Source organism: uncultured Cetobacterium sp. (genome assembly GCF_947038635.1).
Classification (GTDB): Bacteria; Fusobacteriota; Fusobacteriia; order Fusobacteriales; family Fusobacteriaceae; genus Cetobacterium_A.
Genome location: NZ_CAMQXC010000010.1, coordinates 1 through 24,136, shown reverse-complemented (window position 1 = coordinate 24,136; position 24,136 = coordinate 1). Strand labels below are relative to the sequence as shown.

The window sequence follows — 24,136 nt, the reverse complement described above, 5'->3', positions numbered from 1 at the left end:
CCCCGAAATTTGGGGGATTTTTTTTATTTTTTATACTTATTTATTGTTTTTAAATTTGGATTTAATAGAATTTTTTCTATTCCATCCTTGATTATTAAAGGTTCTATCTCATTTATAAACCTAACTATACTTAAAGAATCTGCACCTAATTCATAAAAATTTCGACTTACTTTATTCTTATCTATTTTTATCTCTAATATCTCTTCCCAGATTTTAACAATCTTTTTTTCAAAAGTCGATAATGTAATCTCATCTATATTGTCTTCAAAATCTTTTTGTCCTAACTCTTTAAGTTTTTTCAAATCCAATTTTCCATTGGAATTTAATGGAAACTCATCAATTTCGAAAAAAGCGTAGGGAATCATATATTCGGGTAACTTTTCTTTAAGATTTTTTAAAAGTGCTTTTTGGTCTATTTTTCCAATATAGTATGCTAATAAGGCATTTTTAGATGAGTTCGGAATAACTCTACACCCTTTTATTGATGGATATTCCTCTATTTTTTTCTCTATCTCCTCTAACTCTATACGATAACCTCTAATTTTCACCTGGAAATCTTTTCTTTCTAAAAACTCTAAATCGCCATCTTTATTTACTCTACATAAATCCCCTGATCTATAAAATCTTTTATTCTCTAAATATATAAATTTATCTGTGGTTTCTTTTAAGTTGTTATAATATCCTTTTGCTAAGCAATCTCCACCTATAAGTAGTTCTCCTGTATTCTCATTGGTATCAATCTCTAAATACAAATCAATATTATCTAGAGGTTTTCCTATTGGTAATCCCTCTCCTGTATAAGTTTTATTCTTATCAAAAATATGATATATACACCCTACTGTGGCTTCTGTTGGACCATATTCATTAACTATTTTACAACGCTCTCCTAGTACATCTTGAGCTTTTTTAGCTGTACTTACTTTTAGTTGTTCTCCACCTATAATAACTAAGTTAAATCTATCTTTTTTTATATCGTATTTTGAGATAATTTCCAAATGAGTAGGAGTCATTTTTACACTATTCATTTTACTATTTTCAAAAATAGCCTTTAAAGTTATTGGTGTAATTTTTTCATCAAAAAATTCTATTTTTCCACCTGCTACTAATGTTGTAAAAATAGCTGTTATAGATAAATCAAAAGATATTGATGTGAAAAATCCAAATATACTCTCTTCTGTTATCTCATATTTTTCAATACAATTAGATATATAATTACGAAGAGTCCCATATGTTATCTCTACACCTTTAGGTTTTCCAGTACTTCCTGAAGTATAAATAGTATAAATCACATCTTCATCTTCATACTCTTCATACTCTTTAAAATTTTGATTACTTAAAGCATCCTCTTTTAAAATAAAATCTAAGGATTCTAATAATATCTTACTTTCTGAGCTCTCTTTTATATAATCTATCCTTTCCCTTGGGTAATCTGGATCTATTGGTATAAAAATAGCTCCTACTTTTATACAAGCTAATATAGAGATTAAATAACTTGAATCTCGTTTTGTTGATATAGAAACTCTATCTCCTTTATTAACTCCTATTTCTTTTAAATAATTGGCTACTTTTGAAGCCTTAAAAAATATATCTCTATAACTTACCTCTTCGTTACTCTCTAAAACTAAGGTATTCTCTTGATTAATTTTTTTAAAAATCTCTTTAAATATATTAATTTTTTTTATCTCTTTATCCCCTTTAATCTCAACTTTCACCCTATTTAAAAGAGTATCTTTTAATTTTTCTAAATACTCCTCTAACTTTTCCTCTTCATAGTTACCTTCATAATAACCTACAGTTATTATGGTTTTATTCTCTAACTCAGTTATTACAAAAGATAATGGGACTAGAGGTGTTATAACTGGTAATGCATAAACTTTATTTGGTATAAAGTATTTTGTTTTATAATTTTCTAAATCAATTCTACCTAAATTTGAGATTACAGCAGTTGTTGCAGCTTTTTCTTGTCTATTATAGTTAAAAATCGTATATTTTAATCCTAAACTTAAAATATTTATTGGAATGTTTTCAAATATAAAATACTCCTTTGGTGAATATTCTATATCTTCATTTTTTAATATTGTATTTATTAAATCTTTATTTATCTCTTGCCAATTGTCACTTTTAGTTTCTAAGTACATAGGTAGCGACAGATTTCCAGTATTTAATTTTTCTTCTAAAAACTTTTCTCTTATATCTCTAGTTATTATAAACCTACTTTTAGAATCTTCACTTAGTTTATGAATACTCCCTATTAATTTAGCTGTTATACTATTTATTTTCTCATCAATTTCAATTTTTTTAGAGATAGGATCTGTAATTTTATAAGATAATCTATTCTTTAACGGTAAGTATTTTCCAACTGTTACTATATCACTACTTTTCTTAATTCCATTTTTTCTTAGTAAATCTATGTCTCTCATTTTAGAAGAAAATTTTTCAACTTCTAAGTTATTAAGCTCCTTAAAAATTGCTTCAATCCAAACTCCTTGTCCCTTTCCATCCATTACCCCATGATGAGTTCTAAATATAATTGTTATTTTATCAAATTCATTAAGATAGTATATTTCACAAGCTACCTCTTTAGTTAAATCTATCTTTCTTTTCATTAACTCTTTAAAATCTTTTTCCACATCTCTTCTTTGAATTTTTATAACCTTTGGATTAATTTTCGAATCTATCCAAAATCCATTTTTTAATTTAAATCTACTTTCAGGATATATTTCACTAACTTTATTAACAGCTTTTTGAAAAGTATCTAGCTTAATATCTCCCTTTCCCTCTACAATCCTATTTATTACAAAAGAGTTATAGTTTTTTTCAAATGCTAGATACATCCTTTCATTAGGAGATAGCTTTCTACTATTCATCATAATTTTTCATCACCATATTTTTTTATATACTCTTTATTTACTTTTTTCCAAACTCTCTTAGCTCCCAATATTCCATGAGGATCAAGTGAACCTCTTAATATAAATTTATCTCCTTCAAGCTTTACAGAAGCATAATACTCTCTTAAACTTTTCGGATCTATTATCCGCCCTTTTTTATATGTTACATCATCAATTTTTTGAAAATCTTTTACTAACTCAAAATCTACTATCTCATCTTTATTTGTATAACTTATTATATTAAATTTTTTATCAACTGTCGCTATATACTTTATTCTTCCTATATATGTATTTTTTTCTTTCTCTATTAAAACAATAGCTTCCTTTCCATTTTTTCCCTCTTGAGTCATCCAATATCCCAAAATTGAATTAGCAAATAACATATTTCCAAACATTATAAATAATATAATTACTCTCATTTTATCACAATCTCCCTCCTGTTTTTTATGGATAAATATTATACCCTATATTCTTAAACAGTAATATTAGAAATGCCTTACCCTTTTGTTTTCTATTAATTTTCCAATAGCTTTATTTATCTTTTTATGATATAATTCTCCGTTAAAATATATTTTAGGAGGCTCTTTTGAAAAAAACTTTAGTATTACTTATTACTTTTATTTTTAATAGTATTTTACTTATCTCTTCTGATAATTCTTTACAAGATAAATCATTCTTTCCTTTACTTGGAAATGAAGCACGAGAAAGAGGTTATGAACTTCCAAACCCTTATGGAATAAATGTTATATATGTAGATATGAAACAAGATGTGGATATTAAAGAGATTAATTTAACAGGAACTATCGGCAAATTAGATATTGGAAAAAGTTTAAATCTTACTGCTGATAAGGCTAAAACAGTTAATACAAATAAATTAGTTAAAGCGGATCTTTGGGTTTTTCCTTTTTTAAATGTCTATGGGATTTTAGGAAAAACAAAGGGACATTCTACAGCTAATGTTAATGGGAGCTTTCTTTTACCATCTATTTTTCCAGGAGGAAAACCCACTTCTCTTCCTATTAAAGATGTTGATTTTACTTTAAGATATGAAGGAACTACTTATGGAGTTGGAACTGTCTTAGCTGGAGGATATAAAAATTTCTTCTCTCTAGTTGATTTCAATTATACTAATACTACTTTAAATATTATCGAGGGAGATATCTCTGCTTTTGTTGTTTCTCCAAAAATTGGTTATAATTTTAATTTTTATAATACTAAAAACTCTATTTGGATTGGAACCATGTATCAAAATATCACTCAAACTTTAAAAGGAGATATTAATACACTTGGAATTCTTCCTGCTGGAATCAAAGTTAAAGATGGAAAATTTGAAGTAAAAGAAAGTACATCATCTCCTTGGAACAATGTTATTGGTTTTAGAAGTGAGATAAATAAATCAGTTGAATTTACAACTGAAGTTGGTTTTGGAAAAAGAAAGAGTGTTACACTTTCTTTAGGATATAGATTTTAAAAAAGCTGAATTTCTTCAGCTTTTTTATTTTATTTATCTATATTATTTAAATGAACATCCATTTGTGGGTATGGTATACTTATATTCTCTCTATCTAAAGCACCTTTAATACCATTTAATGTTTCTTTATAAACTGTCCAGTAATGCTCATTTGTTACCCATCCTTTCAATGCAATATTTATAGAACTATCTGCATATGAATCAACATGACTATAAACTGGTGGATCTGTTAAAACTAAAGGATTAGTTCTTAAAAGTTTTTCTAATGCTTCTCTAGCTACATCTAAATCTGCATCATAAGATACCCCTATTATAAATTTTAATCTTCTAATCGGAGTCTTTGTATAGTTAATTACTTTATTTGAAACAATAGAACCATTTGGAACTATTACCAAATCATTATTGTGAGTTCTAACTGTAGTAGAGAAAATATCAATATCATGAACATATCCCATCTCTCCAGATATATTTACTTCGTCTCCAACTTTATATGTTTTAAATATCAAAACAATTATTCCACCTGCAAAATTCGATAGGTTATCTTTTAATGCTAAACCTACACCTATTCCTAATGTTCCAAAGAATGCAAGTAAACTACTCTCTTTTACTCCCATAATCAAAAGACAAATCGTTATTAATGTAGCGTGTAATCCTACATATAAAATCGATCTAATAAAACTTCTTAGAGAAGGATCAATTACATTCTCTTTTTTAGCCTTATTATAAATTGGAGCTATTTTTTTTACTAACTTTAAAACAAAATAATATATCCCTATACAGATAAATAGTTTTATTATAAAAAATAAAAACTCCACTGTAAAATTCACAAAAATATTTTTGTCAACTAAATGATTTAAAACTTCTTCCACAAAACTTTGTGATTTAACTTCCACTTTTTTCCTCCTAAATATTATATCTTTTAAATTTTTTAAACTAAATAAATTCTACAGATGAAACAAATTCTTTTTACTTCTACATAATAAAATCCTCTATCTTTTAAATTTTTAAAAGACAAAGGATTATTTATTAAACTTGATACTCTTTAGGTATTATTCCTTTCGATTTCCAATCTTCTATTGGAATCTCTATTTCAACTATCTTTCCACTTCTAATATCTAAAACCCATCCATGAACTCTTGGATATTTTCCATTTTCAATTCTATTTCTTATAACTGATAATTCAAATATATGTTTAAGTTGCTCTAATACGTTTAACTCTGTTAATCTATCTAACCTTTCCTGTTCTGTTACTAGATTATCTAACTCCTCTTTATGCTCTACCTCTATCTTTTTTATTGGCATTAACCAACTTGATATTATTGAAGAGTGTCTGCATTTATCATGAGCTGTTTTAATTCCCCCACACTCGTAGTGGCCAGAAACTATTATATGCTCTACTTCTAACTGTTCAACTGCATACTCCAAAGTTGCTAAAAAATTCATATCATTAGAAAATACTTGATTAGCTATATTTCTATGAATAAAAAAACTTCCAGGTTCACTTTGAGTAAATGTGTCAATAGGCATTCTACTATCTGAGCATCCTATATATAGAAATGGCGGATTTTGTCCTTTTGAAAGATTTTTAAAATAATCTTTATCTAAATCTAATCTTTTTTCAACCCATTCTAAATTTGCTTCTAATAATTCATTATAATTTTGCATTTCTCCTCCTTAAAACCTATATAGAGTATTACCTACATTTTACTATATTTTACAAAATATTTCTACCTTTTTAGTGGCTTATTTCCTTTAGTTTCATATATGGAATTTTTTTATGAAATTGACATTGTTTATAAACTGCTATTTTTATAAAATTAAGTCAACTAATAAAAGAAATATAGGGGGTTTACAAATGTTAAAAAAACATGAAATTATAGATAGAATTATAAATACTGGTGTTGTTGCAGTTGTTAGAGCTGAGAATTTAGAGGAAGCTAAGCGTGTTTCTAATGCTTGTATCGCTGGTGGAGTTAATGCAATTGAAGTAACTTATACTGTACCTGGAGCAACTGAAGTTATCAGAGAACTTTCTAAAGAGTTCCCTGGAGATGATTTTATAATTGGTGCTGGAACTGTTTTAGATACTGAAACTGCTAGACTTGCTATTTTAGCTGGAGCAAAATATATTGTTTCTCCTGGATTTGATGCTGAAACTGCTAAACTTTGTAACAGATATGCTATTCCATACATGCCTGGATGTATGACTATTACTGAAATGATTAAAGCTATGGAATTAGGTTGCGACATCATCAAACTTTTCCCAGGAAGTGCTTTTGGTCCTGACTTTATTAAAGCTGTTAAAGCACCTTTACCTCAAGCTAACATCATGCCTACAGGTGGAGTTTCTTTAGAAAATGTTGACCAATGGATTAAAAACGGAGTTGTAGCTGTTGGTGTTGGTGGAAAGTTAGCTACTGGACCTAGCGAAGAGATTACTGCTACTGCAAAAGCTTTTATCGCTAAAGTTAAAAAGGTTAGAGAGGAGATCTAATTATGAGTAAAATCGTAACTCTTGGGGAGATTATGTTACGTCTTTCCACTGAAAATAACAATAGATTTATTCAGAGTAATACATTTAGAGCTGACTATGGTGGTGGAGAAGCTAACGTAGCTGTTTCTCTTGCAAACTTTGGAATAGAGTCTGAATATGTTACTAAACTTCCAAACAATCCACTTTCTGACTCTATTTTTAGATATTTAAAAGCTAATGGAGTTGAAACAAAAAATATAGTTCTTGGTGGAGAAAGACTTGGAACTTATTACTTAGAAGTTGGAACAAGTGTTAGAGCGTCATCAGTTATCTATGATAGAAAATACTCATCATTTTCTACTTTAGATTATAATGAATTACAAATAGAATCTATTTTAAAAGATTGTAAAATACTACACCTTTCTGGGATTACACCTGCTCTTTCTGAAAATTGTAAGGAGCTTACTATTAAAATTATGGAGAAAGCCAAAGAGATGGGAGTTTCAATCAGCTTTGATTTTAACTATAGAGGAAAACTTTGGACTTTAGATGAAGCTTCTCCAGTTTTAACAAGTTACCTTCCATATATAGATATCTGTTTTGCTGGTATTTTAGATGCTAAAAATATTATGAAATTAGGAGATCATTCTGATTTAAATGAATATTATAAAGAGATTACAAAAAAATATCCAAATATAAAATATCTACTTTCTACAAAACGTGAAACTCACTCAGTTAACGAAAACTCTTTAACTGGTTTCATTTTTAAAGATGGTGAGCTTATAGCTTCACCTAGATATACTTTCCAAATTGTTGATAGAGTTGGTGGAGGAGATGCTTTCGCTGCTGGAGCTCTTTTTGGAATCTATAATAACCACTCACCTAAAGATATTGTAGATTTTGCAACTGCTGCTTCTGTTTATAAGCACACTGTAAGAGGAGATGCGAACTTAGTTTCAAAAGATGAGATTTATAACATCATCAATAATGGTATTTCAACTGTTTCAAGATAATATAAAAAAAATGGTAAGAAACTCATCTCTTACCATTTTTATTTTTTAGAAATTCTTTAAATCCTCTTCTACTGTTGAAATAGTTCCAATATTAAAGTTATCTATTAAAACTTTTAAAACATTTCCTGATAAAAACGCTGGAATTGTTGGTCCTAAATGGATATTTTTAACTCCTAAATGCAGTAATGCTAGTAAAACTATTACGGCTTTTTGCTCATACCAAGCTATATTATATGTAATTGGTAATTCATTTATATCATTTAATTGGAATACCTCTTTTAATTTTAAAGCTATTAATGCTAAAGAGTATGAATCATTACATTGTCCTGCATCTAAAACTCTTGGAATTCCACCTATATCCCCTAAGTTTAATTTGTTATATTTATACTTTGCACAACCTGCTGTTAAAATAACTGTATCTTTTGGTAAGTTAGCTGCAAACTCTGTATAATAGTCTCTAGACTTCATTCTTCCATCACATCCTGCCATTACATAGAATCTTCTAATAGCTCCAGATTTTACAGCATCTACAACTTTATCAGCTAGTGCAAATACTTGGTTATGTGCAAACCCACCTATAATTTTTCCTGTTTCAATCTCTGTTGGTGCTTTACATGTTTTAGCCAATGCTATAACTTCTGAGAAATCTTTCTTTCCATCTTTCTCTTCAACTCTTTTCCATCCTGGGAATCCAGTTGCATTTGTTGTAAATACTTTTCCTTCATACGAAGCTCCGGCTTTTGGTGGTACTATACAGTTTGTTGTAAATACAACAGGACCATTAAATGTTTCAAACTCCTCTTTTTGTTTCCACCATGCATTTCCATAGTTTCCAGCTAGGTGTTTATATTTTTTTAGCTCCGGATAGTAGTGAGCTGGTAACATTTCTGAGTGAGTATATACATCTACCCCTGTTCCCTCTGTTTGCTCTAAAAGTTGAACTATATCATTTAAATCGTGACCTGATATTAAAATTCCTGGATTATTTCTAACTCCTATATTTACCTCTGTTATCTCTGGATTTCCAAATTTTCCTGTATTAGCAGAATCTAGTAATGCCATTACATCTACTCCAAACTTTCCTGTTTCTAAAGTTAATCCTACTAAATCTCCTAACTCTATTGAATCATCTAAAGTTGAAGCTAAAGCTTTTTCTATAAACATAACTATTTCTGACTTTTCATATCCTAAATTTACAGAGTGTTCATAGTATGCTGCCATACCTTTTAAACCATAAGTTATAACCTCTCTTAAAGATCTTACATCTTCATTTTCAGTTGAAAGTACTCCAATAGTTAAAGCTTTTTTATTCATTTCCTCTATTGTTTCTACTATAAATGTTGTTGCATCATGATTTTTTAATCTTTTTATATCCAGCCCTAAACTTTCTAATTGAGCTTTTACTTTATCTCTGATTTCTAATCCTTTTAAAATCTCTTTAGATATCATCTCATCATCAAAGTTTGCATTTGTTATTGTTATAAATAAAGAGTTTGTTATATAATAGTCAATCTCTGAATTTAATTCTTTATTTTCTAATCTATTTTCTAAAGATAAATTCTCTCTTAAAATAGATATACCTTTTGCTGTATAAATAAGTAAATCTTGAAGATTCGATGTAGTTGGTTTCTTTCCACAAACTCCTACTACTGAGCAGCCTTTATTTCCTGCTGTTTCTTGACATTGAAAACAAAACATTGGTATTTTTTCCATTTATATCTCTCCCTCTTTTTTAATTTATAAGTGGATTATATCAGTATAGTTATTTTTTTTCTGTAACATATGTTACAGACTCAACTTTTTTTCTAGTAGATTTTTTATATTTAAGGTATAATCAGTTTATACTAATGAAAACATTCTTTATTATAGGAGGAGATTTTATGAAAAAATATCTATTTGTTTTTGGTTTTTTACTTTTTTTAATGGGATGTAGCAATACAGAAGAATATGTTGTCTCTGATTTTTTTGTAGCAGGAGATTTTACTTATAAAGGTGGCTTTGAAAATGCTGGTTCAAAAACTACTAGCAAAACAGTTAGAAAAAACGGTTTAAGATTTATTGTTGAAGAAACTACTGATACAGCTACAAGAGTTGAAAGAGTCTATCTTGTTAATAGAGATTCAATATCTTTAATCTATGTTGGAGAAGATACTCATGTAAATATAGATAACCTTAATTTAACTAAAGGTGAAGTTGTTTTAAAAGCACCATTTACAGTTGGAAAAACTTGGAAATCTGGCGAAAATATCTATGAAATAGTTGAATTTATAGATGCTGAATCTGGACCTGAGGTTACTGTAGAGAAAAGATATCCTAGTGGAACAACAGAAAGAACTACTTATCAAAAAGGATTTGGAAAAGTACAAAAAACTATAACAATGGTGAATTAAAATATGAAAAAATTAGTTCCAGCTATGGAAAAAATTGATAAAATTTTTAACTATCTCTACTTAAAAGAAAAAGCTTCTCAAGCTGAAATTTCTAAAGATTTAAATATCCCCAAAGCCACTACAAACAGATTAATCTATACTTTAGTTACAATGGGGTATATCTATCAAAATGGAAAAGATTATACTTTAGGAAATAAGTTCGATTACTTTTCAAATAAAAATAAAAATTATAATTTAATTAAAAATGTTTCGTACCCATACTTAGAAGAGCTATCTTTAAAGTTTAAAGAAACATTTAAAGTTAGTGTTTTTGATAAAAATAAAATTAGAGTCATTGCCTCTGTTGAAAGTAATGATTATTATAAAATTACAGTTCCAGAAAATGCAATCTTTCCTCTACATGCTGGCGCAGCAAGTAAAATTTTAATATGTCAACTAACTGAAAAAAAATTAAACTCTTTACTTCCTGAAGTTTTGCCAAAATATACTGAAAATACTATAACTAGTAGAAATACTTTAAAAAAAGAGCTTTTTAAAGTTAATATAAAAAAAATTGCATTTGATAATATGGAACATTCAAATACAATTAGTGCTGTAGCTATTCCTATTTATGATAAAAATAATAAAATTATAGCTGCTTTAAGTTGCCCTTTTTTTAGTTCTAATACTAATGAAACTCATATAAATGAGATTATATCTGCTATGAAAGAAATCTCTGAAAAGATAAGTACAACTCTTATTAATATGTCTTATTAATTTTTTTTTATTTTCTTAAAAGGAAATTTATAAAATCCTCGAATAATGAAAGTGAAGTCAGAAAATAAAAACTAAAGGTTTTTTAAACAAGAGGAGGATTTTTTATGGAAAATAAAGATCTAGTATTTCAAATGAACAAATTTGTAGGAGACTTACATGTATTTAAAACTAAAGTACATAATTTCCACTGGAACTTAACTGGAGAGCATTTCTTTGTTATACATCCTATGCTTGATGGAATAATGGGTGAAATTGATGGACAAATCGATTCTGTTGCTGAGAGAATTTTAATGATCGGACACAGACCTTTTGGATCTTTAGAAATCTATTTAAAACATACTGTTTTAGCTGAAGCTGAAACTAAAGCTTATCCAGCTAAAGAAGCTGTTAAATTAATGTTAGAAGATTTCAAACTTTTATTAGCTGAAGCTAATATAATAATGGGAATCGCTGAAAAAGAGGATGACCAAGAAACTCTTACTTTAATTACAGATATAGCTGCTTTATATCAAAAACATATCTGGATGTTTGGTGCTTGGTTAGCATAAGTATAAAATTAAAACCCCTTGAAATTTCAAGGGGTTTTTTGTTTAAGCTTTTCTATTACTTACTTTCTAAAGCAAATAATCTCTTATTTAATTTAATCATTTTCTTAATTAACTCTCTCTCAGATAAAGCTGTCATTAAGTGGTCTTGAGCGTGAACGAAAACTATTGATAAAGGTATCTTTTGTCCTCCCGCTTCTTTTTGAATCATATCTGTTTGTACATGGTGAGCTTTTAAAACTGCTGCGTCACACTCTTTCATACACTCTTCAGCTTCTTCAAATTTCCCCTCTTCTGCAAATGCTAATGCTTGATGTGCACACCCTTTAGCTTCTCCTGCATATGCTACTATTGAAAATATTATCTCTTCTAACTCATCTTCTGTAAAATCTACCATTTTATATCCTCCTAAACCGATTTTTATTACTTTTTTATTTTAATCTTGAATTTTTGCCAAGGTTTAATACTATCTAATAATCCCATATAATTTGGATCTATTTTTCCAACTACACTTGTTTTTCCAGAGTTTTTCATATCTTTTCTTGCAATATGTAACTCTCCTGCATATTGTCCATAAAGTGATGATTCAATTAATACATCTCCTTTTTTAATATCAACAGGATTAAATAACTCAAAATGAGTTCCTTTATACTTTACTCTTGATTGTGTTGATCTAACAACATACTCTCCTACATCTCCTCTTTGGTAGTGTAGCTCTTTTTCAATTATATCTTTTTCAACTGATCCTACACCATCATAAACTTCACACTCAAGCTCTAACATCTCTTTATTTACATCTGCTAATCTCTTAAGTTCCTCTTCGGTTGGGAAACAGTTTGATATAATTACAATATCTATTCCTTCATTAAATAACTCTCTACCTTGAACTTCAATTGGTAGATCTCTATGCTCTTCTAATGTACAAAGTCCATCATTTACTGGCCATGGTCCAAAAGTTCCTGTTTGTGATGTAACAAATGCTGCTGTTGTTAAAGCAAATCCCTTAAATCTCTTGTTACAACTTCTAAAGTGCTCTCTTGAAAGTCCTGTATATCTATGTGGATAGAAATTATGGCATCCAACTAATTTTTCTTTATTTGGCATAAAGTCCATTATTGTATTTACATAGTTTGTATCCTGACTCATATTTATCTCAACTAATAATCCGTGCTCATTAAATGTCATTATACTCTCTTCGTTTCCAGAAAAACCTAAATCCAGTCTTACTCCACAAGCTCCAATCTCTTTAAAGAAAGAAAGATCTTCGTAACTTATATTTAATTTACTAAATATAGATGGAGCCACATCTACCATAACTTCCATTCCAAAGCTATTTGCGTGCTCTATTGTATCTTTAAACTCTTTTAGTATAACCTCTTTATCCCCATCAACTGATAATAAGCAAGTGAAAACTCTTTTATATCCATATTTTGCTGCTAACTCAATATATTTTTTATTTTCTTCCAATGTAGCATGAAATGGATATATAGATATTCCTAATTGTTTCATTCTCTACTCCCTCCTGAAAACCTTTATTTTACTTAGGTTTTACTAGATTTTTTTACATAAGTCAAGAGTTAAAACTTCAAGAAAAATATACTCTTTTTTTTCGTCTAATATCTACAACAATTTCAACTACTTTTCACTTTTTTTCACATATTAACGGGTAAATTTATTTTTTTTCTCCAGTAGCGTCTTCTACTGTTTTATAAATCTCTATAGTGCTCTCTCTACCTTTATCTAAGTAAAGAATATTTATTTTATGTCTCTCATCTTTATACTCTAAAGTTTCTCCAACTTTCATATTTCTTAAAGCTTTTAAAAAATTATAGTTATAGTAAAACTTACATTTTAAAAGTTCTTTATAAAGTCTTGATTCAAAGATAAATCTATTTGAAAATATATCCACTGTTTTACTAACTAAAATATATTTCTCTTGATGATCCATATTTTGATTTTCCTTTAAAGCTAAACATATAGCTTCATCTAGAGAACCAGAGATACCTTTGTCTAAGTGATAAAGATTATTTCTAACAAATTCTACACCTTCTTTTAATAGTGCTTCCTCTATTACTTTACTTACTGTTGATATAGAATCTACTCTATCTCTAAGTGGAAGTAAAAGTCTGTCAATCTCTTCAGCTAATATTAGAGATAATTTATGACTAAACACAAACTCTATCTCCATTATTTTACTTGTAAAACCATCACTATTTTTTATTTTTTTATAATCTATATTATATTTTGTCAATTGGTTTATATCTTCTAAGGCTGGTTTCAAAATTGTTTTTTCGAAATCATAAAATCTTTCATAGTTTTCTTGTCCTACTCCTAAAAGTTCCTTTAATTGATCTCTACTTATTAAGAATCCACCTTGATTTCTATTTTTTATCATAGCCAAATACAGTTGAAAACTTTTTTTATCTTTAAATAAAAGAATTAAAAGTAAATCTATATCATCAAAAATTCCACTCTCTTTTAGTGATTTTAATGATCTTGATATATAAAGTCTATATTCCTCTCTATTTCTCATATAAAAATCAAATATTGGAAATGACGAGAAAAATATCTCTTCATCTTTTTCAATTAACTTCAAATGAATCCTTCTTTTAGAAAATTTATCTAAAAAATCTTCTATTAACCCTCTATCTTTTACAATTGATTTTAACTCTTTCTCTGTAAAAACTATATATTTTTCATTTTTTCCTTTGTATCTTTCTCTGATTACCTCTAAAAAATCTCTTTCTTTTTTGTTTAACTTCTTATCTGTATCTATAAAAATATCATTTTTAGAAAAATCAAAAGCCATTTTTCTCATACTTCCACCACCTTTTTTGTATAATTATTAATTTTTTTAAATTTTTTTGTTTTTTTTTAACAGTTTTCCATCAAAATTAGACGATTTTTTTTATTTTTTTTTTCGTTACTATTAAAGAATACAATATTTCTCTCTTATTTTCAAGTTTTTTTTTATTATATATATTGTTATTTGACGAAAAAAGTCTTATTTTTGTGAAATTTGACTTTTTTTAAAACATATTTTATAATTCTAGTGTCAGGTGAAAGGTTCACTCAATGCAAATTAAAAATTTTAAATTAAAAATTCAAATATGTAAATTAAAAGGAGAAATAATTATGAAAAAAATATTATTACTTTGTTCTGCAGGAATGTCAACAAGTATGGTTGTTAAAAAAATGGAAGCTGCTGCTGCTGCTGAAAATATAGAAGTTAAAATTGATGCTGTAGGTTTAGAGCAATTCCATGAGTTATTACCTAAATATGATGTATTCCTTTTAGGTCCACAAGTTAGATTTAAGAAAGCGGAATTAGCTGCTATCGCTGCTGAAGCTGGAAAACCTTTAGATGTAATTGATACTATGGCATACGGAACTTTAAATGGTAAGAAAATTTTAGACTTTGCTTTAAGCTTAGCTAAATAATTAAATATAAAAATAAAATAATAATAACACTTTTATTTAAAAAACGGGAGGGTAACAAATGAAAAAATCACTTTATTTATTAGCTGCTTTATCATTATTAGGTACAAACGTTTTTGCTAAAGAGGTTGTAGCTGGACCTACAACTACTACTGAAACAGTTGCACCTGTTGCTGGGGAAATTAGAGAAGAGAATGTAAATGACGAGACTCAAGTTATGTCTATGGTTGAAGTTCCAGAGGATAAATGGACTTTTGCTGGTAGAATGTACTTAGAGACAGAGGATTTTGATAATGGTTCATCTTTAAGATGGCAAGGACCTGGAGAAAACATTGGTGACGATGAGGATGGAACTTTCTGGGGAACTGGAGTATCTGCTTCAAAAGGAAAGTTAACTTTAGATTTAAATGTTGAAAAGAGATTTGGTGGAGATTTAGGATTCAACAGACCTGATGCTGAGTGGGAAGCTACAAGAGTAGATTGGAAAGTTAGATATCAATTATTTGCTAACCAAGGATTCCATTTAAAATATAGAAATGAAGAGAGAACTAGAGATTATTCTAGAAACGCTTACCAATCTAACTGGACTAGAGATAGATATGAGTTAGGAACTGACTTTAATCACTTCAATGGTTTATTAGCTGGATGGTTAGTTGCTGGATATGATAAAGATAAGTCAAGTAATGAAGATGGTACTTCTTCTAGAGATAACGGATGGTACTGGGAAGGAGATTTTGGACCTTCATTTAAGCTAACTGAAAAGTTATCATTAAACCCTACTATCTATACAACTGGAGAGATGTACGACTCTTATGAAATGGTTGAAACTCAATTAAGAGTTATGATGCCATATCAAGCTACTGAAAAATTAACTATCATGCCTAGAATCAGATTCACTTTAGAGAGAACTCAAGATGGTAAAGTTAATGGTGACTATGTTAGAGATTATGAGAATAAAGCTGGATCAAGAGTTAGATATGAATTAATGGCTAACTATGTAATCAATGAGCAATTCTCAACTTTCTTAGGAGTTGCATATGATGATAATACTAGAGATTACAAAAATTCAGATGTTTTCAAATCACCTAGTGGAGATGGTAAAAAAGATCTTGATATGTGGTGGACATATATTGGTTTAAACTACAAGTTTAACTAATATCAACTATATAAAAGTATTATAAAAATTATGGGGAGGGGAAGTTTTTTCCTCCACCCCTTTCTATAAAATTTGATATAATAAAACTAAAAAACGGAGGAAAAATTTATGAGTAACTTTATGAATCTTATTGAAGAAAAACTTATGCCTGTTGCTGCCAAAGTTGGACAAAACAGATATTTAAATGCAATCAAAGACGGTTTCGTTTATACAATGCCGTTCTTAATTATTGGTTCATTTATCCTTTTAATGGTAAACCTACCATTTACTGATCCTAATAACGTACTTTACATGGAGTGGTACGCTAATTTAATGGGGGCTTTTAAAGGAGATTTAGTACAACCTTTCTATGTAAGTATGGGAATTATGTCTTTATTCGTTTCTTATGGAATTGGAATGTCTTTATCTAATAGTTATGGTCTTAATGGTACAACTGGTGGATTCTTATCAATGTATGCATTTTTACTAGTTTCAGCGAAACTAGATTGGTTACCTGTTGGTCAAGCTGAGGGAGCTGGAGCTTTATTCCTTATTCCTGATGGTGGATGGATGCCAATTATGGACGCTAGATACCTTGATGCTAAAGGACTATTTACAGCTATCCTAGGAGCAATAATAGCTATTGAAATATTCAGATTATTAGTACAAAAGAAGTTCGTTATTAAACTTCCTGATTCTGTACCGCCTGCAATTGCTAAATCATTTGAGTTATTAATCCCAATCGTATTTGTTACAATCATCTTCCATGCAATGAATATATTTGCAATGAAGAGCTTAAACATCATGGTTCCTGAGATTATCTTAAAAGCTTTTGCACCATTATTAAATATGTCTGATTCACTAATCTCTGTAATCTTTATTATCATAATCACTCACCTTTTATGGTTTGCTGGATTACACGGAACAAACATTGTTATAGCTATTATTAACTCTATAACACTATCTAACCTTGCTGCTAACCAAGCTGCTCTTCAAGCTGGTGAAGCTTTACCTAAGATATTTGCAGGAGGATTCCTTGATGCTTATGTTTATATCGGAGGAGCTGGAGCTACTTTAGGACTTGCACTTGCTATGTCTGTAAGTAAAAATGCACATATTAAATCAATTGGAAAACTTTCAGTTATTCCAGCAGTATTCAATATCAATGAACCGATAATGTTTGGAGCACCTATTGTAATGAACCCACTACTATTCATTCCATTCGTTGGAATCCCAGTATTAAATGCTTGTATAGCATGGTTTGCTACAAAGTTTGACTTAGTAGGAAAGATTATAACTCTTGTTCCTTGGACAACTCCAGGACCAATCGGAGCGTTACTTGCTACTAACTTCAGTATTACTGCATTTATCCTAAGTTGTGGATTAGTTGCTGTTTCATTCTTCCTATATATTCCTTTCTTAAGAGTATATGAGAAGTCTTTAAACGAAACTGAAGCTGCTTAATAAATAATCTTTAAATAAAGTGCTAATATAATATATAAAAAGCTCCCTAGGATTATTCCTAGGGAGCTTTTTATTATTTTGTTAATTCTATAAACTCATCCTCTGTTAAAATATCTATTGTTCCAATCTCTTTTGCCTTTGTTAACTTACTTCCAGCATCCTCTCCAACAATTAAATAATTAAGCTTTTTACTTACCGATGATAGATTTGTTCCACCTAAAGATTCTATTAAATCCTTTATTTCCTCTCTTTTAAATCTCTGTAATTTTCCTGTAAAAAGGAATGTTTTTCCTGAAAACTTACCATTTTCAACTATCTTCTCTTCAACCTCTTCATCTGATTTTCCAAAGTTTACTCCATAATCTTTTAGTTTTTTAACTATTGTCATTGACTTTTCATCCCTAAAGAAGTTATAAACTGATTCAGCAACTTTATCACCAACACCATCTATTTCTAAAAGTTCTTCTTTAGACATTTGAGATAATCTGTTTATGTTTTTACTTTTTTTTGCTAAAACATTTCCTAAGAATTTTCCAACAAAAGGTATTCCCAAAGCATACAATGTTTTAGAGTATGGTCTCTCTTTACTTTTTTCTATTGAAGTTAAAAGTTTTTCTACACTTTTTTCTCCCATCTTATCTAATTGCATAAGTTCTTCTTTATGTTCTCCCAAATTATATATATCAGTAATATCTTTTATATAATTAAGCTCTAGCATTCTTTCTACAATTTTACTTCCAAATCCACTTATATTCATTCCATCACGAGATACAAAATATTCTATCCCTCCTTGAATAATTGCCGGGCAGTTAGGATTTACACATTTTAAATCAACTAATCCATCCTCTTTTTCTAAAAGTGATCCACACACTGGGCAGTTTGTTGGGGAAATAACTTCTTTTTCCTCTCCTGATCTAACCTCTTTTATAGAACTTACAACTTGAGGAATAATCTCTGCTGCTTTTTCTATAAATACTCTATCTCCAATTCTAATATCTTTTCTTAGAATTTCATCCATATTGTGTAAACTAGCTCTTTTAACTTTACTTCCAGATAGTTCAACCTCTTCCAATTCTGCTACAGGAGTAACTTTTCCAGTTCTTCCAACTTGCCAAGTTATATCTAAAAGTTTAGTTGTAACTTGTTTTGCTGGAAATTTATAAGCTATTGCCCATCTTGGACTTTTTGTTGTATATCCCACTTCATCCCAAAGATCAATATTATCCAATTTTATTACTAATCCATCTGTTTCAAAGTCTAATTTTTCTCTTTCAATCTCCCAATAAGCTATTCTTTTTTCCATAACAACTAAATCATCTATTACTTCAGCTACTCCAGTTGTTTTTATTCCTACTTTATCTAAATAGTCTAAACTCTCTCTATGCGTTTTAAAACCATATTTTAAAGGTTCTACTACATAGTAAAAGTAAGCATCTAATCCTCTTTCTTTAACTATTTCTGAATCTAACTGTCTTAAAGTACCACTAGCTGCATTTCTTGGATTGGCAAATATCTCTTCACCATTTTTTAATCTTTCCTCATTTAATTTTTCAAATTGGCTTAAAGGAAGCACAATCTCTCCTCTAACCTCTAAATCAACATCCTCTTTTAAATAATTAGGAATTGTATTAATAGCTAAAATATTTTCTGTAACATCCTCTCCCTCTATTCCATCTCCTCTTGTTACTGCTCTTACAAGTTGACCTTTTTCATAAGTTATACTTATACTAGCTCCATCTAACTTTAATTCAAGAACATACTCTAATTTTTCATGCTTATACTCAAGATTTTTTTCTATTCTCTCTGTAAAAGCAACTACATCCTCAATATTATATGAGTTACTTAAGCTCAACATAGGCTTTTTATGAATAACTTTTTTAAACTTTGATTCTTTTAAATCAATTGCTCCTACATGTTTTGTTGGAGATACTTCTTCTTTGAACTCTGGATAATCTTTTTCTAATTTTTCTAACTCTTTTAAAAGTTTATCAAATTCAAAATCTGAGATTATAGATTCATTTTTAGTATAATAATAATAATTATATCGCTCTATCTCTTTTCTTAATTCATCTATTCTTTTTTTCGGTTCACTCTCTTTAACTAAATCAAAAAGTTTTAGCATAGTCCACCATCCTTTTTTATTAAATTATACCACTTTTCTATTTACAAATTAAGAGTTTAGTGGTAATAAATAGATATCAAAGTTCTTTTTTATTAAAGGTTATGGAGGTATTAAATGGAAAACATCATTTTATCACCAAGTAAGTATATTCAGGGAGCTAACTCTTTAAGCAATCTTGCTAAATATGCTAAAAAAAACGCTTTTATTATTGCTGATAACTTTGTTATGAGTATAACTGAAGATATTATAAGAGAAAGTTTTAAAAAAGAAAATTTAACTGCTACTTTTGAACTTTTTAATGGAGAGTGCTCAAAAAATGAGGTTAATAGATTAAAAGAGATTTTAAAAGAAAAAAAATCTGAAATTGTAATTGGAGTTGGTGGCGGTAAAACTTTAGATACAGCTAAAGCCCTTGCCTACTACTCAAATCTTCCTGTTATAATAGTTCCTACTATTGCATCAACAGATGCTCCTTGTAGTGCTTTATCAGTTCTTTATACAGATGAAGGTGTTTTTGATGAATATCTTATTTTACCAAGTAATCCAAATATAGTTTTAATGGATACAGAGATTATTGCTAAAGCTCCTGCTAGACTTTTAGCTAGTGGAATGGGTGATGCCTTAGCTACATATTTTGAAGCTAGAGCTTGTGAACAATCAGGAGCTTTAAATATGGGTGGTGGACTTCCTACTAAAGCTGCTATGGCTCTTGCTAAGCTATGTTTTGACACACTTATCGCAGATGGAGAAAAAGCTATGTTTGCTGCACAAAAATGTGTTTGTACAAAAGCAGTTGAAAATATAATTGAAGCTAATACATATTTGAGTGGTATTGGTTTTGAAAGTGGTGGACTTGCTGCTGCTCATGCTATTCATAATGGATTAACAGCTCTTGAAGAGTGTCATGATTTATATCATGGAGAGAAAGTGGCTTTCGGAACTTTAGTTCAATTGTTCCTTGAAAATGCACCAATGGAAGAGATTGATGAAGTTTTATTCTTCTGTAAAAATATTGGACTACCAACATCTCTAGAAGATTTAGGAGTTAACTCTATTGAAAGAGAAAAACTTTTAGAAGTAGCTAAGCTTGCTTGTGCACCAGGAGAAACAATTCATAATATGCCTTTTAAAGTTACTCCTGAAAAAGTTTTAGCTGCTATTTTAGCTGCTGATAATTATGGTGGATATTAAAAAAATTTTATTATAAAAAAGAAAACCCTTGGATTAATCCAAGGGTTTTTAATTGCATATCTATTAGAATGTAGCTTTCATTCCTACGTATGCAAGTGGTTGCCATCTCCAGTGAGAAGCAGCATCCTGAGCTGTTATATCCCAGTTTCTGTACTCTGCTCCAACTCCAGCGTTTACTGCAAAGTTTTCAGTTACTTTATACTCTGCATCTAATGTTAATAGTGTGTATAAGCTATAAGTTGTTTTAGCTGATTTAGAAACTTTTCCTGTAGTTTCATTTTTAGTATATTTATCATATTGTCCAAACTTATATGGATCATATCCACCTTCAAAGTTGAAATCAATTGCATAATTATCTGTTGAATATAATGCAACAGTTCTGTATAAGTAGATTTCCCACTCTGCTACGAAATCTTTGTCTTTGTTATCTGTTAAATCAGCATTTGTATGGAAGTCTTGTCCATAGAAGTTTTGATTTAAATAGATTGTACCATCCCAAGTAAATCCTAATGGTAAGTTACCTGCATACTCGATATCCATACCGATAGTATTCATGTAGTTAGATCCACCATCTTCTGGGAATGAATGGTAAACTTTTGGAGCAAGTAATAACTTACTTAATAATGCTCCTTCATTTTTATATACTGTAAATCTTGCTTGGTATTCTAAGTTTTGAGAATCATCCTCTTCATCTCTATATTGAACTCTTGAAGTAAACCAATCATTGTGTTGATAGTAAGCTCTTAATCTTGTTTCAGTCCCGTTTTTAGAGTTTTTGTTTCTATCTCCATTGCTTTCTAAGTTGTTATAATCTCTGATTCTTCCCTCTAATTTGAAGTTTTCAGTTGCTTGAACACCAAAAGTTGTTTCAAGTCTAGAGTATTTATTAGCTCCTCTATTCCATGTATCTTGGTTATCATCTGCAGCATTTGTAGCTGTATTCCATCTTATGTCATCTCCATGACCTTCTGTTTCACCATAAGCTCTATATTGTACTCCTACATATCCTGTTGGTTTAAATACAGGTGCTACAACCTCTTCAACTACAGGCTCAGCTACAACTATAATCTCTTTCGATACTTCAACTGGAGCTACAACAACCTCTTTAGCTTGAACTGCAGTTCCTACAACAAGTAAAGATCCTAAAAAAAGTGCTAATTTTTTCATAAAATCCCCTCCGATTTTTAATTGTGTTATTTTGAGAAATAATTTTTTATAGTAAAAAAATATTTCTTTTCCACTGTATTCTTTATACAATATTTTTTTAAATTTGTAAATATAATTTTTCTAAGTAAATTATTTTTTTGTTTACTTTTTAGCTATAAACCCTTATTTTTAAAAGAATAGTTCACTTTTATATTTTTATTTTTATTTTACTATATGAAATTTATCCATTAAAAAAAGAGATAGATTTCTATCTCTTAAAATTTACTCTTCTAAATTATCTTGAAAGTGATAATTATAAAAAATATAATTTATCGGTAAAAATGAAGCTACTAACTCTTCTCTAAAGACATGTTTATCTAAAACTATAAGTTTTTCATGAACTTCTCCTAGTTGAAACTCTTGTAAATACATCTTTAGATAACTTAAAAAAAGTGAACTTTTAAATACTCTTCCAGAAAGTAAAAAAGTATCTAAAGGTAATAAATTATTATGATTAATCATAAGAATTGCAATATATCTTGCTACTTTTCTCAGTGCTTTACACTCTGTTATCTCTCCACTTTCTGCTCTTTTTATAAATTCTTCAAAACTCATATTTTTATACATCTCTACTATACGAGTTGAATAATTATTTTCCTTCAAAATTTCTTCAAATATATTTTTAGGAGAAACCATGGTATCAAAACACCCTTTTTTCTTACAAATTTCACAATATACATCTGAGTTAGGTTCTACTATAAAATGTCTAGTTCCCATTGATCTATAGTGAGAAATAGCTGGATTTACAAGCTTATTATCTATTATAATAGCACTTCCTCTTTTTTCGCCATATTTTACTAAGAAAAAATCTTTATATTCTGGAGCTAAAAAAGCTTCATATAAAGCTTCTGCTCTAATTTCAGTCTCTACAAATACATATCCTGAAAATTTATCCATAATAGATTTTTTTAATGTTAAAAATCTATCCTCTTTAAATAAATCTAGTGATTTTTTTACAATAAACTCATTAGTTACTACAACACCAACACCTAATATTTTCTCAGGTAAAACTTTATTTTCTTTTGCAAGTTTTTCAATAAATTCAAGTAAAGCTTTTAAATATTCATCAAAATCACCATTATAGTTATTTTTAAATTTCAACTCTCCTAAAATATCATTTTTTAAATTTGTTAATATAACTTTTGTTAAGTTCTCTTCTATTAGTACACCCATAGAGTAGAATCTTTCATAATTTATAACTAATAGATTTTTTTTTCTATTATTTTCATCTATATATTTTTTTTCAACAAGTATATTATCCCCAAGTAATTTTTTAGAAATTTTTGTTAAAGCAGCTGGTGAAACCATTATATTTTCAGCAATCTCTAACTTATTAGACCCACCACATTGATTAATAAATTTTAATAAATTTGTAATGTTTTTATTTTGACTTTTAAAATCCATCCCCGACTCCTTTATTTTTTTATTGACAAACCCTTTTTTTTAATGTATATTTTACCTTGTAAAACACACGTCGTTTTTTCGAGATATTTTTTTTACCAAATTAAATAAAAATAGTATATCTTTATTTAATTATATCATAAATCAATAATAAGGTGCTAAACTTATTATATAAATAGCCAGCAACCCTCCAGTTGATTGGTTAGAAACCCGTTTTAAGAAGAGATGTTCCCGTCATCTCTTCTTTTATTTTTATTGCTTTTTTATTTTTTTTTGTTACAATTTTATTATCTTAAAATATTTTAGGAGGTAAAAATGAAAATTAAACCCATTGGTAAAAGAGTTCTTGTTAAAACTATAAATTTAGAAGAAAAAACCTCTACTGGAATTATATTAATCCAAAATAACGATGAAAAAAATTATAGAATTGGAGAAATAATCTCTTTAAGTTCTGATTCTGAAGTAAACTCTTTATTTAGTATTAATGATAAAGTTATTTTTTCTAAAAAATCTGGAGTTAAAATTAATGATTCTTCTAAAGAACAAATTTTATTAAATTTAGAAGAGATTTTCGGTATTATTGAGGAGTAAAAAATAGCAGCTCACAAAATAACGTGAGCTGCTTTTCTTTTCCCTTCATAAC

The 24,136-nt window shown here is 28.7% G+C and carries 22 protein-coding genes; 11 read left to right on the top strand and 11 right to left on the bottom strand.

Annotated elements, in window-relative coordinates; all coding sequences use genetic code 11:
• Window positions 1–23: 23 nt before the first annotated feature.
• On the bottom strand, window positions 24–2,870 hold the full coding sequence (locus Q0V08_RS02225) for a non-ribosomal peptide synthetase (protein ID WP_297431701.1): 2,847 nt from the start codon (window positions 2,868–2,870) through the stop codon (window positions 24–26).
• On the bottom strand, window positions 2,867–3,307 hold the full coding sequence (locus tag Q0V08_RS02220) for a DUF2147 domain-containing protein (RefSeq protein WP_297431699.1): 441 nt from the start codon (window positions 3,305–3,307) through the stop codon (window positions 2,867–2,869). The genes Q0V08_RS02225 and Q0V08_RS02220 overlap by 4 nt, the downstream gene beginning before the upstream one ends.
• 167 nt (window positions 3,308–3,474) lie before the next feature.
• On the opposite strand from Q0V08_RS02220, the gene Q0V08_RS02215 reads away from it, so the two are divergent.
• Window positions 3,475–4,359: a hypothetical protein gene (locus tag Q0V08_RS02215; protein ID WP_297431698.1), complete on the top strand. Its 885-nt coding sequence runs from the start codon at window positions 3,475–3,477 to the stop codon at window positions 4,357–4,359.
• Window positions 4,360–4,388: 29 nt separating this feature from the next.
• Here the strand turns inward: Q0V08_RS02215 and Q0V08_RS02210 are convergent, their stop codons facing one another.
• Entirely contained in the window at window positions 4,389–5,252 is an 864-nt protein-coding gene (locus tag Q0V08_RS02210) for a mechanosensitive ion channel family protein (protein WP_297431696.1), read from the bottom strand.
• Window positions 5,253–5,385: 133 nt separating this feature from the next.
• On the bottom strand, window positions 5,386–6,024 hold the full coding sequence (locus Q0V08_RS02205) for a carbonic anhydrase (RefSeq protein ID WP_297431694.1): 639 nt from the start codon (window positions 6,022–6,024) through the stop codon (window positions 5,386–5,388).
• Window positions 6,025–6,214: 190 nt separating this feature from the next.
• Here Q0V08_RS02205 and Q0V08_RS02200 point away from each other — a divergent pair, with 190 nt between their 5' ends.
• The gene (locus Q0V08_RS02200) at window positions 6,215–6,853 is read left to right on the top strand and encodes a bifunctional 2-keto-4-hydroxyglutarate aldolase/2-keto-3-deoxy-6-phosphogluconate aldolase (RefSeq protein ID WP_185890801.1); all 639 of its coding nucleotides are present in this window, start codon (window positions 6,215–6,217) and stop codon (window positions 6,851–6,853) included.
• A 2-nt stretch (window positions 6,854–6,855) separates the two neighbouring features.
• The gene (locus Q0V08_RS02195) at window positions 6,856–7,845 is read left to right on the top strand and encodes a sugar kinase (protein WP_297431692.1); all 990 of its coding nucleotides are present in this window, start codon (window positions 6,856–6,858) and stop codon (window positions 7,843–7,845) included.
• 45 nt (window positions 7,846–7,890) lie between these two features.
• On the opposite strand, the gene hcp is transcribed toward Q0V08_RS02195, so the two are convergent.
• Window positions 7,891–9,558, bottom strand: coding sequence for a hydroxylamine reductase (hcp, locus tag Q0V08_RS02190; RefSeq protein WP_297431690.1), 1,668 nt, complete (start codon window positions 9,556–9,558; stop codon window positions 7,891–7,893).
• A gap of 167 nt (window positions 9,559–9,725) precedes the next feature.
• Between hcp and Q0V08_RS02185 the strand changes: the two genes are divergently transcribed.
• From Q0V08_RS02185 to Q0V08_RS02175, 3 genes are all read left to right on the top strand, one after another.
• Window positions 9,726–10,235: a hypothetical protein gene (locus tag Q0V08_RS02185; protein ID WP_297431688.1), complete on the top strand. Its 510-nt coding sequence runs from the start codon at window positions 9,726–9,728 to the stop codon at window positions 10,233–10,235.
• Between the two features lie 3 nt (window positions 10,236–10,238).
• Window positions 10,239–10,991, top strand: a complete 753-nt coding sequence (locus Q0V08_RS02180) for an IclR family transcriptional regulator C-terminal domain-containing protein (RefSeq protein ID WP_297431686.1) — start codon at window positions 10,239–10,241, stop codon at window positions 10,989–10,991.
• A gap of 104 nt (window positions 10,992–11,095) precedes the next feature.
• A complete protein-coding gene (locus tag Q0V08_RS02175) occupies window positions 11,096–11,539 on the top strand; it encodes a DNA starvation/stationary phase protection protein (RefSeq protein ID WP_297431684.1) in 444 nt (147 codons plus the stop codon).
• A 55-nt stretch (window positions 11,540–11,594) separates the two neighbouring features.
• Here the strand turns inward: Q0V08_RS02175 and Q0V08_RS02170 are convergent, their stop codons facing one another.
• The 3 genes from Q0V08_RS02170 to Q0V08_RS02160 form a co-directional block, all read right to left on the bottom strand.
• Window positions 11,595–11,933 carry a PTS lactose/cellobiose transporter subunit IIA gene (locus Q0V08_RS02170; protein ID WP_297431682.1) on the bottom strand — a complete coding sequence of 113 codons (339 nt, stop codon included), beginning with the start codon at window positions 11,931–11,933 and terminating at the stop codon, window positions 11,595–11,597.
• Window positions 11,934–11,959: 26 nt separating this feature from the next.
• The gene (locus Q0V08_RS02165) at window positions 11,960–13,045 is read right to left on the bottom strand and encodes a MupG family TIM beta-alpha barrel fold protein (protein WP_297431680.1); all 1,086 of its coding nucleotides are present in this window, start codon (window positions 13,043–13,045) and stop codon (window positions 11,960–11,962) included.
• A 163-nt stretch (window positions 13,046–13,208) separates the two neighbouring features.
• A complete protein-coding gene (locus Q0V08_RS02160) occupies window positions 13,209–14,354 on the bottom strand; it encodes a replication initiation protein (RefSeq protein ID WP_185890808.1) in 1,146 nt (381 codons plus the stop codon).
• A 317-nt stretch (window positions 14,355–14,671) separates the two neighbouring features.
• Between Q0V08_RS02160 and Q0V08_RS02155 the strand changes: the two genes are divergently transcribed.
• The 3 genes from Q0V08_RS02155 (at window position 14,672) to celB (ending at window position 17,573) form a co-directional block, all read left to right on the top strand.
• On the top strand, window positions 14,672–14,977 hold the full coding sequence (locus Q0V08_RS02155; protein WP_023052115.1) for a PTS sugar transporter subunit IIB: 306 nt from the start codon (window positions 14,672–14,674) through the stop codon (window positions 14,975–14,977).
• 58 nt (window positions 14,978–15,035) lie between these two features.
• The gene (locus Q0V08_RS02150; protein ID WP_185890809.1) at window positions 15,036–16,130 is read left to right on the top strand and encodes a hypothetical protein; all 1,095 of its coding nucleotides are present in this window, start codon (window positions 15,036–15,038) and stop codon (window positions 16,128–16,130) included.
• Window positions 16,131–16,238: 108 nt separating this feature from the next.
• A complete protein-coding gene (celB, locus tag Q0V08_RS02145) occupies window positions 16,239–17,573 on the top strand; it encodes a PTS cellobiose transporter subunit IIC (RefSeq protein WP_185890811.1) in 1,335 nt (444 codons plus the stop codon).
• A 73-nt stretch (window positions 17,574–17,646) separates the two neighbouring features.
• Here celB and ligA read toward each other — a convergent pair whose 3' ends face one another.
• Entirely contained in the window at window positions 17,647–19,695 is a 2,049-nt protein-coding gene (gene ligA / locus Q0V08_RS02140) for an NAD-dependent DNA ligase LigA (RefSeq protein ID WP_297431674.1), read from the bottom strand.
• Window positions 19,696–19,809: 114 nt separating this feature from the next.
• On the opposite strand from ligA, the gene Q0V08_RS02135 reads away from it, so the two are divergent.
• Window positions 19,810–20,886: a glycerol dehydrogenase gene (locus tag Q0V08_RS02135; protein WP_297431672.1), complete on the top strand. Its 1,077-nt coding sequence runs from the start codon at window positions 19,810–19,812 to the stop codon at window positions 20,884–20,886.
• A 63-nt stretch (window positions 20,887–20,949) separates the two neighbouring features.
• Here the strand turns inward: Q0V08_RS02135 and Q0V08_RS02130 are convergent, their stop codons facing one another.
• Together Q0V08_RS02130 and Q0V08_RS02125 are read right to left on the bottom strand one after the other, a co-directional pair.
• Window positions 20,950–22,053, bottom strand: a complete 1,104-nt coding sequence (locus Q0V08_RS02130; protein WP_297431670.1) for a hypothetical protein — start codon at window positions 22,051–22,053, stop codon at window positions 20,950–20,952.
• 261 nt (window positions 22,054–22,314) lie between these two features.
• On the bottom strand, window positions 22,315–23,496 hold the full coding sequence (locus Q0V08_RS02125; protein WP_185890818.1) for an ROK family protein: 1,182 nt from the start codon (window positions 23,494–23,496) through the stop codon (window positions 22,315–22,317).
• A 312-nt stretch (window positions 23,497–23,808) separates the two neighbouring features.
• Between Q0V08_RS02125 and Q0V08_RS02120 the strand changes: the two genes are divergently transcribed.
• A complete protein-coding gene (locus tag Q0V08_RS02120) occupies window positions 23,809–24,084 on the top strand; it encodes a co-chaperone GroES (RefSeq protein WP_185890819.1) in 276 nt (91 codons plus the stop codon).
• Window positions 24,085–24,136: the final 52 nt, after the last annotated feature.